The organism is Massilia sp. UYP34 (assembly GCF_056279385.1).
This window is the reverse complement of the sequence record NZ_JBWBRF010000001.1, coordinates 493,848-509,467: the sequence shown is the minus strand read 5'-3', so window position 1 is coordinate 509,467 and position 15,620 is coordinate 493,848. Positions and strand designations below refer to the sequence as shown.

Here is a 15,620-nt window from a genome sequence, read left to right as displayed (position 1 = left end):
GGACTTGACCTGCGCTCATGAGCCGGACACCGGATTGCACTATGCAACACATCAAACATTTTTTTGGCAAACGCCTGATGACGATTGGTTTCGCCACGACACTCGTCGCATTATTGCTGACTACAGCCATCGCGCTCGAGCAATTAAGCGGGGGCACGGCGGCGACACGTATCCAACTGATCATTGCACTGCTGCTATGTTTCCTCGGAGGCTTGCTGGTGCTGGCAAAGCGCCAGTCCCGCTTGCAACGCGCAACGCAGGCGAAGTTGCTCTCGGCTCCCTTGCTGAAAGCAGGCGCCCTGCAGGACGCCATTTTCAACAGCGCAAACTTTTCGAGTATCGCCACCGATGCCGACGGCGTCATCCAGATCTTCAACGTGGGCGCGCAACGCATGCTTGGCTACGCGCCCGAGGATGTGGTGAACAAACTGACGCCGGCAAGCATATCGGATGCGCAGGAGTTGATCGAGCGCTCGGCATTGCTCAGTAGTGAGTTCGGTACCGTGATCCGTCCCGGTTTTGACGCGCTCGTCTACAAAGCGTTGCGGGGCATCGAAGACAGTTACGAGCTTACCTATATCCGCGCGGACGGCTCGCGCTTCCAGGCGCTCATGTCGGTTACTGCCCTGCGTGGTGCCGAGGACAAGATCATTGGTTTTCTGCTGATCGGAACCGACAATACGGCCCGTAAGCAAGTCGAGGCCGAACAGGCCCTGCTCGACCAGCGCCTGCGCGACCAGCATTTCTATACGCGCTCGCTCATCGAATCGAATATCGATCCGCTGATCACGACGGACTTGCGCGGCATGATCAGCGACGTCAACCACCAGATGGAAATGCTGACCGGCCGCACCCGGGATGAGCTGATCGGCGCACCTTTCACCGGCTGTTTCACCGAGCCGCAGCGTGCCGCGGAGGCGATCACCCGGGTCCTTCAGGAAAGCAAAGTCACCAATTATGAATTGACCGCGCTGGCGCGCGACGGCACCAAGACGGTGGTGTCGTTCAACGCAACCACCTTCCACGACCGGGACCGCAATTTGAAGGGAGTGTTTGCCGCGGCGCGCGACGTCACCGAGCGCAAGCACTTCGAGGACGCCCTGCAAGAGACCAACGTCGCGTTGCAGCTTGCCAGGGAAGCGGCCGAAAAAGCCAACCGCGCGAAATCCGAATTCTTGTCGAGCATGAGCCACGAACTGCGTACCCCACTCAATGCGGTGCTCGGCTTTGCCCAGCTGATGGCCTCGGAAGTGCCGCCCCCTAGCCCGCGCCAGCAGCGTTCGATCGACCAGATACTGAAGGGAGGCTGGTACCTGCTGCGCCTCATTAACGAGATTCTCGACCTTTCCATGATCGAGGCAGGCAAGGTGACGATGTCGCAGGAATCGATGTCGATCAACGATGTGCTGCAGGACTGCAAGGGAATGATCGAACCGCAGGCAACGAAGCGCGGCATCGCCATGACCTTCCCCGAGCTCGACAACGTCTTCTACGTACATGCCGATCGCACCCGGATCAAGCAGGTGATGATCAATCTATTGTCGAATGCGATCAAATACAACGGTGCCGGTGGCACGGTGATCGTCGAGTGCGCCAAGCGTAGCGACGGCCGTGTACGCATCAGCGTGAAGGACACCGGCGCCGGTTTGCCTGCGGATCAGCTGGCACAGTTGTTCCAGCCCTTCAACCGCTTGGGCCAGCACGACAGTGTCGAAGAAGGTACAGGCATCGGCCTGGTCGTGACCAAGCAGCTGGTCGAGCTGATGGGCGGCCAGATCGGTGTCGAAAGCGTGGTCGGCACGGGAACGGTGTTCTGGGTTGAGTTTGCGGCATCGACCCCACCTGTCCTGGCACTCGACAACATCGACGAGATGTCGCTCGAGCGCCGGCAGGCCGCGGCGCTCGAGTCCGGCGACCAGCCGACGCTCTTGTATGTAGAGGACAACCCCGCCAATCTCGCCCTGGTCGAGCAGCTGATCGCGCGCCGCGGCGACTTGAAGCTGCTCACCGCGATCGACGGCCATCTCGGCATTGAATTGGCGCGCGCTTACCTGCCGGACGTGATCCTGATGGACATCAACCTGCCCGGCATCAGTGGTTATGGCGCACTCAAATGCCTGCGCGACGACCCCGCCACCGCGCACATCCCGGTCCTGGCACTGTCGGCGAATGCCGTTCCCCGGGACATCGAGAAGGGACTGGAAGCCGGTTTCTTCCGTTACCTTACCAAGCCGATCCGCGTTCACGAATTCATGGATGCGCTCGACGTAGCCTTGCTGCATTCAGCCAGCCTGGTTCAGCCGGCCGAACACGGCCAATAACGACATGTCGATGCAAATTCTGAGGAAGTGCCATGCTTGAATCCGCCGAAATCCTGAACGCGAGCATCCTGATCGTCGATGACCAGGAAGCGAACGTGATGCTACTCGAGCAAATGTTGCTCAATGAGGGCTATCAAAACATCACCACCACCCAATCGCCTCATGCAGTCTACGGACTGCACAAACAACACCGCTTCGACCTGATCCTGCTCGACCTGCAGATGCCGGAGATGGATGGTTTCGAGGTGATCGAAGAACTCAAGAAGATCGAGCAGGGCAGCTATCTGCCCGTGCTGGTCATCACCGCCCAGCCGGCCCATAAACTGCGTGCCCTGAAGGCGGGGGCGAAAGACTTTGTCAGCAAGCCTTTCGATTTCGTCGAGGTTCAGACGCGCATCCACAATATGCTGGAGGTACGCCTTCTATATCGCAAGCTGGATGACCACAACCGTCTGCTCGAACAGACCGTATGCGAGCGTACCGCCGAGTTGCGCGAAAGCGAAGCACGTTTCCAGCGTTTCACGGAACTCTCATCGGACTGGTATTGGGAACAGGACGCGACCGGCAGACTGACGCAATTCTCCGGCCCGGTCGAGGAAGTCCTCGGTCTCGGCGCCAGCACAAGCACCGAAGAACTGGCGGCAGCAGGCTGGAATATGCTGGAGCGGGCAACGCTTGAGGAAAAAATCGCCAACCGCCAGCCCTTCCTCGATTTTATTTACAGCAGGACCTTGCCGAACGCGCGCGTCCAGTATCTCCAGGTCAGCGGTGAGCCGATGTTTGACGCCGCCAGCGCGTTTTCCGGCTACCGGGGGATAGGACTGGACGTCAGCGAACGCATGCAACGGGCCTGAGGCGGCTTCACATCCGCGCAATTCCTCTTTTTCCGGGCGTCGTGGCGAAGTGTTGCCACCGTACTGAGAACCTATCCCGGTAGGTGGGAGGAAGTTCATGTCGATGCCTGGAGGGGCGTGAGCAAGGCGCGAGGAGGCAGCATGGCATGGGGTGCCATGCTACACAGCACCTGCCTGCCAGGCGCTCTCGGCCCGACGCTCACCTACCGGGATAGGTTCTCAGGCCCATCTCAGCCAGGCTTCAGCTGGTTTCGCGGGCAATGCTGGCACGCCGGGCCGGGCGTCGCATGGCCAGCGTGCATAGCCCAAGCGCGAACAGTGCCCGCGTAGCCGGTTCCGGAACATCACCGGACGGCCAATACCGGCGGAAAGTACTCAGTGTTCGGTTCCGAACGGAACTCGGCCTAACGGCAGAGCACAATCGGTCCACTCTTCGATCACGCCCCGCCTGCGCTCCACCCGACCAAGGCATCTGCGCGCACCGATAGTCTCCCGCCACGCAGGACTTGTGCACGATGCCGTCGAGCCGTTCCGCCCAAAGCGCCATACTGCCCCACCTAAGGATTCACCATGAAATATGCCCTGATCTTGCTCGCCTTCGCTGCGAGCGTTGTCCTGTCCGCTTGCCTGCCGGAGGACACGCCACCGATTGTGCAAGTGATTGCCGGTCCTGCCGGCGCCTCTGGCGCTACCGGTGCAACGGGCGCCCGGGCAGTAGCGGGCGCCACGGGCGACGATGGCGCAAAGGGCGACGCAGGACGGCCTGGGGACACGGTCGCTGTCCTTCCGCAGCGCCAAGCACGGAATTGCGACCATGCCGCATAAGAACGGACAGTCGATGCGCACCGTTAAACGTGCGCTCATCTGATGGCTTTTTGCAGGACAGCGCCAAATGCGCGCCTTGGGAAACAAGGGCATTCGGCGCACAAGGAGATAACAATGATTCTAATCGCAGATGATGATTCCGATTTCGCCGAGAACTGCTCGATGGTGCTGGAGTCCCATGGCTATGACGTTAGCGTCGTACTCAGTGGAACGGACGCCCTCGCACAAATTTCGCATCAACAACCGGACCTGCTCATCTCCGATTGTTGCATGCCTGGTATCGGCGGGCCGGAGCTGAGTGAACAATTAAAAGCCAGGCCACTCACTCAACAGTTTCCGGTCTTGTTGATGAGCGGTTCCTTGCGATGCGAGGTTGCCCCCGGAAACAGTTATGACGCTTTCCTGCGCAAGCCATTCCTGGCCGAGGACTTGTTGCTTGCGGTGAGAAAACTGCTGCAGGACAGCGCCGGAGCCGCTTACCGCTGTGAAGGACACCAATGAAATTATCCAGCTTTATTCTGGCCCACCTAGAAAACATACTGCAGGAGTGGGAGGATTTCGCCTCGACGCTGGAACCACTCGTTAATGCCAACAAAAAAGAATTAAGGGATCATGCGGTCGCCGTCCTGAAAGTGATTGCAGCCGACTTGGATACCCCGCAGGGTGAACACGAGAGTATTGCCAAGTCCAAGGGACTCGGACCGCAATCGAACGACGATACCGCCGCCGAGATCCACGCGGCCGACCGCGTGGCGGCCGGCTTCACCGGTGAGCAGGTCATGGCTGAATACCGGGCGCTTCGCTCGAGTGTGCTGCGCCTGTGGGCGTCTCAGGTTGACGTAACGACCGCTGGCGACATACAGGACATGGTTCGCTTCAACGAGGCGATCGACCAGGCCCAGACAGAATCGATGTCCCGCTATGCAAAAATGCTGCGCGAAGCCCAGCACCTCTTTCTGGCCATTCTCGGCCATGACGTTCGAACGCCGCTCGGTGCAATCAGCATGGGCGCCCAGGTGCTGCTTCAAGACCAGACCTTGCCGTCGAAAGCGCTGAAGGTGGGTCTCAGAATCTTTAACAGTTCGAAAAGAATGGATGCGATTGTACGGGACCTGCTTGATTTCTCGACGTCGCACCTGGGCGACGGCATACCGGTGGACCCTTACACCGTCGACCTTGCAGAGATATGTCATGCTGTAGTCGAAGAAGCCAGGACCTTCCATCCGGACCGTAAAATCGACCTCGTCATTGAAGGTGATTTGACAGGGGCCTGGGACGGCGCAAGGGTGGCCCAGGTATTTTCCAACCTGATTTCAAACGCCATCCAGCACGGCAAGCCAGAGAGCCTGATCAAGGTATCGATGCGGGGGCTTCCGGGCGAAGTGATATATGAAGTGCGAAACGAGGCCGAGTTGATTCCGCCGGCGAAGCTGCGGACACTGTTTGATCCTGTAAAACGTTTTGCAATACGTCCTGCAAGCGAGCGTGTTGCGTCAAGGACGCAAAACCTGGGCTTGGGCCTCTACGTCGTCAAGCAGATCGTCACTGCACACGAGGGGAAGGTTTCCGTGAGCTCCAGCGAGGATGACGGCGTCGTTTTTTCTGCGCGCCTGCCCAGGGTGATACCCCATCGCCGGAATGACGACCAGCAGTCCGACCTGGCGCAGCAGATGTAAGACGACATACTTGCCTACTGCACGATCACATTGAGATACTGCTCGCCACCGGCGCCTTTGTGGCGCGATCGGCGCTACCGTGGCGATTCATTGAGATATCGGTAACGTGCTTGCGTGCCCAGGGGGCCAGCCTTGATAGACAGAACGTGCCGTCGAAACCGCCACCGTCGATATCGGCCAGAACCGCGCACCCCTAGTTTGCTTGTGGTGACAATAGCGGAAGCAACACGGTAAACCTGCTGCCCATGTTCGTACCTGCACTTTCAACATGAACGGTTCCGCCATGAAGCTCTACCAGACTTTTCACGATTGGCAAGCCCATCCCTATACCGGAAGCCTTGCGGTCTCCGGACGCCTGGCCCTGGGAATACATATCGAACAGCGTCGCCATCAGTCCAGCCGACATGCCCTGGCCATCGTCGCACACCTGCAGTTTGACTGACTCCTTCTCGATCTCGATCGAGAGGCGAATCCCGGAATGCGCGGGGGAGTACCGTGAGGCATTTCCGACAAGATTCCCCAGCACTTGCGCCAATCTCACCCGGTCGCCACGGATCCGAGCAGGTTTGTCCGCAATGTGCTTCTGCAGCGTCTGATTTTTCTTGGCCAGTGCCGGACCAAGCTGCTCAACGAGGTCGCCGACACTGTCACGCAGATCGAACTCCTCGAATTTCATCGTGACCTGTCCCCGCGTGATCCGCGACACATCGAGCAAATCTTCGGCCAAGCGGCTCATATGGCCGACCTGACGCTGAATCAGTTCACTCACCTGCGCGACCTGTGGTGTGCTGGCGTGAAACTTTTCAAGCACTTTCGCTGCCATGGCCAGAGCGGAAAGCGGATTACGCAGTTCGTGAGAGAGTGCTGCCAGGAAGGCATCTTTCTGTTCATTCGCCTCTTCCAGCGCTTTCTTGGTACGCACCAGCTCCGTGACATCACGCGACACAACGAGCAATTCACTCACGCCGGAGGTTGGGCCCGCGACAGGGGTGACCACCACGTCCCACCATTTCGGTGTACGTTTCGCGGTTGGACAAAACGCCAGAAACTGGGTACGCCGGCCTTCGCGTCCTTCAACGACCGCCTGGTCGACACGCGCCTGCTCGCTGCCAGGCCAGAGACCAGGCCAGTAGGCGCCGTCGAGCTGGTTCAGGGTATCGAGTTCGAGGGCGACCTGGCCGCCAGTGCTCAACCGTTTGACGGTCCCGTCGAGTTTCAGGATTTTGATGCAGTCGGGGCTGCTTGCGAAGAGCTCTTTGCTAACTGAAGCAGGCAGTTCGTCGGAGTGACGCAAATCAGAAGAAGGAGGCATACAGAGAACAAATTCTGAGGATTGAGTCGTAGACAGACACATAGAAGCAGCCATCGACTATCGACCACGAAAACGCGTGCCTTGTCCTCCAATTATGACAGATATCTACGCCATATCATTTTTATAGCTTTAAGAATCAATACATAGACAATTTCACCACAGTTCGGATTTCACGGATTGCGTCATCAGGTACCAGCACTTTCTTGTCCCGGCACCGGGAAAGGACAGCTTCGGCTGTCAAGCGCCATCCAATATGGCGGTTTCGCGATTCGTCCGAGGCCCCACGTGCTCCATCCTTCGACACCGTCATGCGTGGTCCACGTTACGCCAGTATTGGCAAATCGATAAATGGTCGGACGTCGACCGGAATATCAATAATGAAAGCCGTTCCGCGTTCAAGACTACTGTCGACGGCGATGCTACCCGAATGGCTTTCCGCCACCGCGTTCACGTAGGCAGGCCGATTTCCCATCCCTGCCTGATGCCGTTATTGGCAACATCTGCTCGTTGATAAATCGCGAAAATGGCGTCCCTGTTCTTTTGGCGGAATCGGGCTCTATTCCGGCGCGGCGCATTGAAAAAGGAAGTGTTTCAGCAGTTGCGACGTACCCGGAATATGCGGCGGTCGCGTCATCACACGCAAAAGACAGGTAACCATTTACTGCCACCGTCTCGATCAACGAGCGTCCTGCTACTGTCGACGATCGCGCGAAACCTGAGCATTGGGAACAGTCAGAGTGCTACGCTCGTCGAGCGCCAGACCCCGTTATGTGATGCTGGTGAAGGCAGGCGGCAAAGACACCGGGGCGGTGGTCAATGCACTCATCATGAATGCGCGAAAGCTTCCTCAGGAGCTCTATAAATCACTGACATAGGATCGAGGCAATGTATTGCGAGCACTGATGGAATGCGCAGCCGATAGCGGACGGTCGGTATAGTTCAGTGCACGGCGTTGTTGCTACCCCCGGGAGCCAGCCGACTATGGCTGTTGTGGCAGACTTTATTGTTGGTGGCGCACTTTCTTAGTGCGCCACACAAATGCAACTTGCCCCGCCTGCCTTTACTCGACCGTCACCGACTTCGCCAGATTACGCGGCTTGTCCACGTCGGTCCCACGCGCCAGCGCCGTGTGATACGCCAGCAGCTGCAGCGCCGCCACGTGCAGGATCGGCGACAGCAGGCCGTAGTGTTCCGGCAGGCGGATCACATGCAGCCCGTCGCCCGAGGTGATGCGCGAATCGACGTCGGCAAACACGTACAGCTGGCCGCCGCGCGCGCGCACTTCCTGCATGTTCGATTTCAGCTTTTCCAGCAGCGCATCGTTCGGCGCGATCGTTACCACCGGCATCTCTTCGGTCACCAGCGCCAGCGGGCCGTGCTTGAGTTCGCCGGCCGGGTAGGCTTCGGCGTGGATGTACGAGATTTCCTTGAGCTTCAGCGCGCCTTCCAGGGCGATCGGGTAGTGGATGCCGCGGCCCAGGAACAGGGCGTTCTCCTTGCGCGCGAATTCCTCGGCCCAGGCGATGATCTGCGGCTCGAGCGCCAGTACCGACGACAGCGCGACCGGCAGGTGACGCATCATCTTGAGGTGCTCGGCTTCCTCGGCATCGGTCAGGCGGCCGTTTACTTGCGCCAGGGTCAGCGTCAGCAGGAACAGCGCGGCCAGCTGGGTCGTGAACGCCTTGGTCGAGGCCACGCCGACTTCGACGCCGGCGCGGGTGATGTAGGCGAGCTGGCACTCGCGCACCATGGCGCTGGTCGAGACGTTGCAGATGGTCAGCGTGTGGTGCATGCCGAGGCTGCGTGCGTGCTTGAGCGCGGCCAGGGTGTCGGCCGTCTCGCCGCTCTGCGAGATGGTCACCACCAGGGTGTCCGGGTGCGGCACGCTGTCGCGGTAGCGGTATTCGCTGGCGATCTCGACGTTCACCGGCACCTTGGCCACCGATTCGATCCAGTACTTGGCGGTCAGACCCGCGTAATAGCTGGTGCCGCAGGCCAGGATCAGCACGCGGTCGACCTTCTTGAACACGGCGAAGGCGCCGTCGCCGAACAGTTCCGGCATCACGCCGGTCACGCCCTCGAGGGTGTCGCCGATCACGCGCGGCTGCTCGAAGATCTCTTTCTGCATGTAGTGACGGTAGGGGCCGAGCTCGGCCGCGCCGGTGTGGGCGTGCACGGTTTTCACGTCGCGCTCGACCGGGCGGCCATCGACGTCGACGATCCAGTAGCGCGCCAGTTGCAGGTCGACCACGTCGCCTTCTTCGAGATAGATGATCTGGTCGGTGGTGCCGGCCAGCGCCATCGCGTCGGAGGCGACGAAATTCTCCTCCTTGCCCACGCCGACGATCAGCGGCGAACCCTGGCGCGCGGCGATCACGCGGTGCGGTTCCTCGCGGCAGAACACGGCGATGGCGTAGGCGCCGTGCAGGCGCTTGACGGCCTGCTGCACGGTCTCGAACAGGTCGCCCGTGTACAGGTGGTCGACCAGGTGGGCGATGACTTCGGTGTCGGTCTGGCTCGTGAACTTGTAGCCCAGGCCCGTGAGTTCGGCACGCAGCTCGTCGTGGTTCTCGATGATGCCGTTGTGGACAAGGGCGATGCGCGCATTGTCTTCGGTGGGCGAGAAGTGCGGGTGGGCATTGTGCGAGGCCGGGGCGCCGTGCGTGGCCCAGCGCGTGTGGGCGATGCCGGTGAAGCCGTCGAGGCGTGCTTCCTTGACTTGCGATTCGAGGTCGGCCACGCGCGAGGTGGAGCGCGAGCGGGTCAGGCGGCCATCGAGGTGGACGGCCACGCCGCAGGAGTCATAACCCCGGTACTCAAGGCGTTTGAGGCCTTCGATCAGGATGGGGGTGATATTGCGTTTGGCGACTGCTCCGACGATACCGCACATGGCTAACCTCTCATTGAAAACTGTTGAGTATTATCGTAGAGCAATCTGTGTGAAATAAGCTTACAGTGCGCGCCTATTTTTGTTAGATTATTTCATGCATCAGGCAGAAAGAAATAATGTTTCATATTATTTATTAAATTTACCGAATATTTCACGCCAATGACCGCGCCACCCGCTCTCGACGATCTAGATCGTCGCATTCTGAATATTTTGCAAACTGACGCATCGCATACGAACGCTGAACTGGCGGCGCTGGTGCATGTGTCGCCACCCACTTGCCTGCGCCGGGTGAAGCAGCTGACCGACAGCGGCGTCATCGAGCGCCAGGTGGCGATCGTGGCGCCCGACAAGGTGGGCAGCCGCCTGTCCGCCATCGTCGAGATCACGCTCGACGTGCAGGCCGCCGAGCGCATGCAGGAATTCGAGCATCTGGCCGCCAGGGAAGCGGCCGTGCTGCAGTGCTACCGGGTGTCGCCAGGACCCGATTTCGTGCTGGTCGTGCAGGTCGCCGACATGCCGGCCTACCATGCGCTGGCGCACCGGCTGTTCACGGCGCACGCCAACGTGCGCAACGTGAAAGCCTATTTTTCGACCCACCGCAGCAAGTTCGACACCCGGATCGCCGTCTAGATCAGGGGCCGCGGCCTGTGGATAATATTGTGGAGAACCAAGTGGATGGACAGGGGGTAACCACGGTAAAACCTTGTGTTTATCTTGTTCCTTTCCTGTGATTATCCTGTCGACAGCCGGTGGATTACTTCTTCACTTTCACCGGGCGCTTCCATCCTTCGATGGTCATTTGCTTGGGCCGCGAGATGGTCAGCTTGCCGGCCGGCGCATCCTTGGTGAGCGTGGTGCCGGCGCCAATGGTGGCGCCCTTGCCGATCGTCACCGGCGCCACCAGCTGGCTGTCGCTGCCCACGAACACCTCGTCCTCGATCACGGTACGGAACTTGTTGGCCCCGTCGTAGTTGCAGGTAATGACGCCGGCGCCGATGTTTACGCGCGAGCCCACTGTGGCGTCGCCGATATAGGCCAGGTGGTTGGCCTTGCTGTGCGCCGCCACGGTGCTGTTCTTGACCTCGACAAAGTTACCCACATGGACGTCCTCGCCCAGCTCGGTGCCCGGGCGCAGGCGCGCATACGGTCCGATCTGCGAAGCCGCGCCGATGACGGCGTCTTCGATATGGCAGAACGGCTTGATGTTGGCGCCGGCGCCGACCGTGGCGCCGACCAGCACGCAGTTGGCGCCGACCTTCACGCCGTCGGCCAGTTCAACCCTGCCTTCGAACACGCAACCGACGTCGATCACGACATCGCGGCCGCAAATCAGTTCGCCGCGCACATCGATGCGCGCCGGATCCATCAAGGTCACGCCTTGTTCCAGCAGCGCATGGGCGATATTCAGTTGGTGACGACGCTCGAGCTCGGCCAACTGCACCTTGCTGTTGACGCCAGCCACTTCCCATTCGCCCGACGGTTGCGCCGACACGACCTGCACGCCGTCCGCCACGGCCTGGGCCACGATATCGGTGAGGTAGTACTCGCCCTGGGCATTGTTGTTGGACAGCGCCGCCAGCCACTTCTTGAGGTGGCGGGTCGGGACCGCCATGATGCCGCTATTGATTTCGCGGATCGCGCGCTCGGCCTCGCTGGCATCCTTTTCTTCGACGATGCGCACGATATGGCCGTTCTCGCGCACGATGCGGCCCAGGCCGAAGGGGTTGGCCTGTTCGACGGTCAGGATGCCCAGCTTGTCGCTACCTGCGGCCTCGACCAGGCGGCGCAGCGTGTCCGCCGTGGTCAGCGGCACGTCACCGTACAGCACCAGGGTGGCGGCGCCATCGTCCAGTTGCGGCACGGCCTGCATCACCGCGTGGCCGGTGCCCAGCTGCGGCTGCTGCAGGGCGGTATCGATCGTGGCGCCGGTTTCCTGGGCCAGTACGGACACCATCTCGGGCACCGCTGCGCCGCCGTGACCGTAAATCACACATAATTTATGCGGACTCAGGCTACGTGCAGTATCGATGACGTGGCGCAATAACGGCTTACCAGCCAATGGATGCAGGACTTTCGGCAGGGCGGACTGCATGCGCTTACCCATGCCGGCGGCGAGGATCACTACGTTCATAAGCCGTTCTCAAAAAGTTGAAAATATGAAAAATTCTAGCATGCGAGATACCTTGTTCCGACGCACCCTTGCACTATTCGCGATCGCCCTGATGGCGCTGGCGGCCGGTTGCAGCACCATTCGCTTCTCGTACAACCAGGGCGACACCTTACTGTACTGGTGGATGAATTCCTATGTCGACCTCGAAGGACAACAGGCCGACATCGCCAAGCGCGACATCAATGGATTGTTCCAATGGCATCGCCAGACCCAGTTGCGCGACTATGCTGCCTTATTAGGCAGTTTCCAGCAAAAACTGGCTGGCAACCCGAGCCAGGCCGACCTGCTCCAGGCCTACCGCGAGATCCGCGTGCGCGGCGAGCGCCTGTCCCAGCGCGCCGTGCCGGAACTGACGACGCTGGCGATGTCGATCACGCCCGCGCAAATTGCCAATATCGACGAGAAATTCAAGGACAAGAACGAAGACTACCGCCGCAAGTTCATCAACGGCAGCGCCGACAAGCGCCAGCGCGCGCGCTTCAAGAAATCGATGGAGCAAATGGAACTGTGGTTCGGCCGTTTCAGCAGCGAGCAGGAAGCCGCCCTGCGCCGCGCTTCCGACCTGCGCCCGCTCGACCACCAGCAATGGCTGGAGGAGCGCCAGTACCGCCAGCGCCGCATCCTCGCGCTGCTGCAAGAGGTGCAGCAGAAAAAGCTCAACCGCGAGCAGACCACGGCCAAGGTGCAAGGCCTGATGCGCGAGTTGTTCACGCGCATGGAGTCGCCCGAGCGCAAGGCCTTCTATGACGCCAGCATCGACTACACGACGAAATATATCCTGACCGCGATCAAACTGGCGACGCCACAGCAAAAGGCCCATGCGCAGCAGCGCATGCAGGGCTGGATCAATGATTTCGAGGCGCTGGCGGCAGGCAAATAAGCAGTACAGGGCGGCCGCCGCGGGTCGTAAACCTGCATGCTATAGTGCCGCCCATGCAAAGAAAGTCCATCAAATCAAGGCCCCAGGCCGCCAAACCCCACGCCGCGCCGCGCATGGCCCAGCACCAGGTGCGCATCATCGGCGGCGCCTGGAAACGCACCCTGCTGCCGGTGGTCGACGCCCTCGGCCTGCGTCCCACCCCGGACCGCGTGCGCGAAACCGTGTTCAACTGGATCAACCACCAGCTCGGCGGCGACTGGGACCAGGCCAGCGTTCTCGACCTGTACGCGGGTTCCGGCGTGCTCGGCTTCGAGGCCGCCAGCCGCGGCGCGGCGAAGGTGACCATGGTCGACAACCATAGCCCGGCCGTGCGCCAGCTCGAAGCCAACCGCGACAAGCTCAAGGCCGACAACGTCACCATCCTGCGCGCCGATGCCCTGAGCCTGGCGCGTGACCTGGCCACCCGCGGCCAGCGCTACGACGTGATCTTCCTCGACCCGCCTTATCAACAGGAATTGCTGGCCACGACCCTGCCGCTGTGCGCGGCGCTGCTGCTGGAAGGCGGCATGGTGTATGCAGAAGCCGAGGCGCCGTTGCCGACCGAAGGCGACGACGTTCCCGACTGGCTGGACGGATGGGAAGTGGTGCGCGCCGATAAGGCGGGGATGGTCTATTATCATTTGCTCAAGCTGCAGGAAAAGGCGGCTTGAGTCTCGCAAAGGCCTGGAAACCGCACAACCATTGGGCAAACCGTGCCCCGGCCTGGGGCGGATGCCATGTTTTCAGGCATAATGCGCCTTCCAATAGGGTGTTCATTTTCAGGGAGCCGCAATGGTTGTAGCCGTTTATCCAGGTACGTTCGATCCGCTGACCCGCGGCCACGAGGATTTGGTACGCCGCGCATCCGGGCTGTTCGACCGACTGGTGGTCGGCGTCGCCGACAGCCGCAACAAACGTCCGTTCTTCACGCTCGAAGAACGCCTGGAAATCGCCAATGAGGTGCTTGGCCATTACCCGAATGTGCAGGTCGAGAGCTTCTCGGGCCTGCTCAAGGACTTCGTGCGCAAGCACGACGCCCGCGTGATCGTGCGTGGCCTGCGCGCGGTATCCGATTTCGAATACGAGTTCCAGATGGCGGGCATGAACCGCTACCTGCTGCCCGACGTCGAAACCATGTTCCTGACCCCGTCCGACCAGTACCAGTTCATTTCGGGCACCATCGTGCGCGAGATCGCCATGCTGGGCGGCGACGTGTCCAAATTTGTTTTCCCCTCGGTCGACCGCTGGCTGCAGCAGAAAATCGCCAGCATGGCGCAAGCGCCGAAGGCCTGACTCTCCAGGACGTATCATGGCTTTATTGATTACCGACGACTGCATCAACTGCGACGTCTGCGAACCTGAATGCCCCAACGATGCCATTTCGATGGGCGAAGAGTATTACCAGATCGATCCGCACAAGTGCACCGAGTGCGTCGGCCATTTCGATGAACCGCAGTGCGTGCAACTGTGCCCGGTTGCCTGCATTCCGCTCAATCCGGAATGGCGCGAATCGCGCGAAGAACTCCTCATCAAGTACGAGCGCCTGACGGCCGACAAGGCCACGGCCTGATCCCCTCCCAAAGCCGGCAACTCTGCCGGCTTTTTTATTTCCCGCCCGAGTTTTTCTGACCGCATACCGGCTCAACCGGCATGCGGCGTTCGCACGTCCGTGAACATCCTTTTCCTCTTCCAGCACTTTCGCTCGTCCTGAAAGTTACTGCCGGTCACGCTCCACCAACGCTTTTTCGCGCTTGTTGGTCTGCTGCTTTCGCTAGGACGGCACGATACCCTAAGTATTTTTTTATGATCGTTAGAATGTGAACTTTGTTTAACGCCCACCATGTGTCAACCATCATGGGAAGATATAACGCTAAACCATCGACATCTTCTCAAAAGATTGCCGGAAATTATAGCAAGGCATTGTTCTGCTATCCTCTCGCAAAATTGTTCTAAGCTACAGTTAAATATGCACATCAGTACGATAAGTTGGCGTATCCTGCCTGTCTTTATAAATCTCTTGTTTAACTCTTTGTGAATTTTGTTAAATTCAATGGCCGAGAAAAGTTGGGTGACGCAAAGTCACCGGGCGTGAAGCGACATCCGGGCGTTATTCGGGAGAGAGAAAGGGAGTTCACCGCCGTCACTGCGTGCGGAGAGCAGGGACGAAAAAAAACGCGGTGTCCGTTGCCGGAGACCGCGTCAGGGGAAGTCGGTAATCATCAGTGGCGGATGCCCATCGCGCGCACTTCGGCGGCGTCCACCGGATCCAGGCTGGTCAGCTTGCGCTTGAGCGCCAGCGCGTCGTCCAGCGCCAGGCGGGCGGCCAGCTCGGCCTTGCTGCGGCGCGGACGCACGGTCAGGTACAGGGCACGGCCGATGCCCACCAGCAGAGGGCGGAAGAACAGGACAACCCCAGCCAGCAAGGCAAGAAATACGGTGGTGCTGAATACCTGGCCGTAAGATACGGCGGCGGCGGCTTGGACTAGGGTGGCGGTGGAAGACATGATAGGCTCGTTCTGTTATTGATGAGAACTATAGTGCGTCGCAACATATAAATCTAATTTTGTTCCCTGATGGCGCTTATATTGTTTGTGAATGATTTGGAGTACACTACTCGTACACCTGCCTTCACAACAGTTTTCTCCAGAATCCC

At 59.8% G+C, this 15,620-nt stretch carries 14 protein-coding genes and 1 pseudogene; 10 read left to right on the top strand and 5 right to left on the bottom strand.

Features of this window, described 5'->3' with window-relative positions:
- Positions 1-41: 41 nt before the first annotated feature.
- Both ACZ9AQ_RS02265 and ACZ9AQ_RS02260 read left to right on the top strand, forming a co-directional pair.
- Complete coding sequence (locus ACZ9AQ_RS02265) at positions 42-2,321, top strand: PAS domain-containing hybrid sensor histidine kinase/response regulator (RefSeq protein WP_429201054.1); 2,280 nt, start codon at positions 42-44, stop codon at positions 2,319-2,321.
- A gap of 32 nt (positions 2,322-2,353) precedes the next feature.
- Positions 2,354-3,175 carry a response regulator gene (locus tag ACZ9AQ_RS02260; protein WP_429201056.1) on the top strand — a complete coding sequence of 274 codons (822 nt, stop codon included), beginning with the start codon at positions 2,354-2,356 and terminating at the stop codon, positions 3,173-3,175.
- 241 nt (positions 3,176-3,416) lie between these two features.
- On the opposite strand, the gene ACZ9AQ_RS02255 is transcribed toward ACZ9AQ_RS02260, so the two are convergent.
- Positions 3,417-3,647: a PEP-CTERM sorting domain-containing protein gene (locus ACZ9AQ_RS02255; protein WP_476108114.1), complete on the bottom strand. Its 231-nt coding sequence runs from the start codon at positions 3,645-3,647 to the stop codon at positions 3,417-3,419.
- Positions 3,648-4,114: 467 nt separating this feature from the next.
- Here ACZ9AQ_RS02255 and ACZ9AQ_RS02250 point away from each other — a divergent pair, with 467 nt between their 5' ends.
- Both ACZ9AQ_RS02250 and ACZ9AQ_RS02245 read left to right on the top strand, forming a co-directional pair.
- A complete protein-coding gene (locus ACZ9AQ_RS02250) occupies positions 4,115-4,501 on the top strand; it encodes a response regulator (protein ID WP_429201060.1) in 387 nt (128 codons plus the stop codon).
- On the top strand, positions 4,498-5,676 hold the full coding sequence (locus tag ACZ9AQ_RS02245) for an ATP-binding protein (protein WP_429201062.1): 1,179 nt from the start codon (positions 4,498-4,500) through the stop codon (positions 5,674-5,676). The genes ACZ9AQ_RS02250 and ACZ9AQ_RS02245 overlap by 4 nt, the downstream gene beginning before the upstream one ends.
- 193 nt (positions 5,677-5,869) lie before the next feature.
- On the opposite strand, the gene ACZ9AQ_RS02240 is transcribed toward ACZ9AQ_RS02245, so the two are convergent.
- Entirely contained in the window at positions 5,870-6,988 is a 1,119-nt protein-coding gene (locus ACZ9AQ_RS02240; protein ID WP_429201064.1) for a sensor histidine kinase, read from the bottom strand.
- A 550-nt stretch (positions 6,989-7,538) separates the two neighbouring features.
- Here ACZ9AQ_RS02240 and ACZ9AQ_RS02235 point away from each other — a divergent pair.
- Positions 7,539-7,860, top strand: a pseudogene (locus ACZ9AQ_RS02235) (IS30 family transposase); the annotation flags it as partial.
- 188 nt (positions 7,861-8,048) lie between these two features.
- Here ACZ9AQ_RS02235 and glmS read toward each other — a convergent pair.
- Complete coding sequence (glmS, locus tag ACZ9AQ_RS02230; RefSeq protein WP_429201066.1) at positions 8,049-9,878, bottom strand: glutamine--fructose-6-phosphate transaminase (isomerizing); 1,830 nt, start codon at positions 9,876-9,878, stop codon at positions 8,049-8,051.
- Between the two features lie 159 nt (positions 9,879-10,037).
- Here glmS and ACZ9AQ_RS02225 point away from each other — a divergent pair, with 159 nt between their 5' ends.
- Positions 10,038-10,508, top strand: a complete 471-nt coding sequence (locus tag ACZ9AQ_RS02225) for an Lrp/AsnC family transcriptional regulator (protein WP_429201068.1) — start codon at positions 10,038-10,040, stop codon at positions 10,506-10,508.
- A 124-nt stretch (positions 10,509-10,632) separates the two neighbouring features.
- On the opposite strand, the gene glmU is transcribed toward ACZ9AQ_RS02225, so the two are convergent.
- Positions 10,633-12,009, bottom strand: a complete 1,377-nt coding sequence (glmU, locus tag ACZ9AQ_RS02220) for a bifunctional UDP-N-acetylglucosamine diphosphorylase/glucosamine-1-phosphate N-acetyltransferase GlmU (RefSeq protein WP_429201069.1) — start codon at positions 12,007-12,009, stop codon at positions 10,633-10,635.
- Positions 12,010-12,061: 52 nt separating this feature from the next.
- Here glmU and ACZ9AQ_RS02215 point away from each other — a divergent pair, with 52 nt between their 5' ends.
- The 4 genes from ACZ9AQ_RS02215 to ACZ9AQ_RS02200 all read left to right on the top strand — a co-directional run bounded on the left by ACZ9AQ_RS02215 (position 12,062) and on the right by ACZ9AQ_RS02200 (position 14,537).
- On the top strand, positions 12,062-12,928 hold the full coding sequence (locus tag ACZ9AQ_RS02215) for a DUF6279 family lipoprotein (protein ID WP_429201071.1): 867 nt from the start codon (positions 12,062-12,064) through the stop codon (positions 12,926-12,928).
- A gap of 53 nt (positions 12,929-12,981) precedes the next feature.
- Positions 12,982-13,638: a 16S rRNA (guanine(966)-N(2))-methyltransferase RsmD gene (gene rsmD, locus ACZ9AQ_RS02210; RefSeq protein WP_429201073.1), complete on the top strand. Its 657-nt coding sequence runs from the start codon at positions 12,982-12,984 to the stop codon at positions 13,636-13,638.
- A gap of 121 nt (positions 13,639-13,759) precedes the next feature.
- On the top strand, positions 13,760-14,260 hold the full coding sequence (gene coaD, locus ACZ9AQ_RS02205) for a pantetheine-phosphate adenylyltransferase (RefSeq protein ID WP_429201075.1): 501 nt from the start codon (positions 13,760-13,762) through the stop codon (positions 14,258-14,260).
- 16 nt (positions 14,261-14,276) lie between these two features.
- Positions 14,277-14,537 carry a YfhL family 4Fe-4S dicluster ferredoxin gene (locus tag ACZ9AQ_RS02200; protein WP_071360959.1) on the top strand — a complete coding sequence of 87 codons (261 nt, stop codon included), beginning with the start codon at positions 14,277-14,279 and terminating at the stop codon, positions 14,535-14,537.
- 649 nt (positions 14,538-15,186) lie between these two features.
- Here ACZ9AQ_RS02200 and ACZ9AQ_RS02195 read toward each other — a convergent pair.
- Complete coding sequence (locus tag ACZ9AQ_RS02195) at positions 15,187-15,471, bottom strand: hypothetical protein (protein ID WP_429201077.1); 285 nt, start codon at positions 15,469-15,471, stop codon at positions 15,187-15,189.
- Positions 15,472-15,620: the final 149 nt, after the last annotated feature.